Raw genomic sequence first — 524 nt, 5'->3', positions numbered from 1 at the left:
AGCGCAGCGAGCTCAGCGTCCGTGGCGAAGGTACCGTCAAGGTCCTGGCTCAGGGTGCCTCCGGCATCCGTCACCGTGATCGAGGTGCCCGTAAGGCCAACGGCAGTGTTGTATTCGTTGGTCGGATCGGCATCCGCATCGTCCTCCAAACTTGATAGGTCCACCACAGGGTTGTTGCCCAATTCATTTGTATAGGTCAATTGACCTGTCCCACTGTCAAAGGATAATGAGGTATTGGTCTCTGAAATGGATACCGAAGCAACGTTCAGATAAAGTGCCCCATCGGTACCTGCACTGATGTCGTTGTTGGCATCTGCACTTATAAGGTTGACAGATTCAGTTCCCCCGGCATCGGTGATCTCCACACTACCGGCCGTAATTCCACTTCCGGTGTTGTACTCGTTCGTGGGATCGGCATCGGCATCGTCCGTGTTCAGCGCGGCAAGTTCAGCGTCCGTGGCGAAGGTACCGTCAAGGTCCTGGCTCAGGGTGCCACCGGCATCCGTTACCGTGATCGAGGTGCC

1 protein-coding gene is annotated in these 524 nt (G+C 56.1%); it reads right to left on the bottom strand.

Translation table 11 applies throughout. The features are described from left to right. Window positions 1–524 (bottom strand): hypothetical protein (locus tag DX873_RS19015; RefSeq protein WP_181899568.1); only part of this gene is annotated, 524 nt, incomplete at both ends.

Source organism: Flagellimonas nanhaiensis (assembly GCF_003382275.1).
Taxonomy (GTDB): domain Bacteria; phylum Bacteroidota; class Bacteroidia; order Flavobacteriales; family Flavobacteriaceae; genus Flagellimonas; species Flagellimonas nanhaiensis.
The sequence above is the reverse complement of the archived record's forward strand: the minus strand, read 5'-3'. Positions and strand labels throughout refer to the sequence as shown.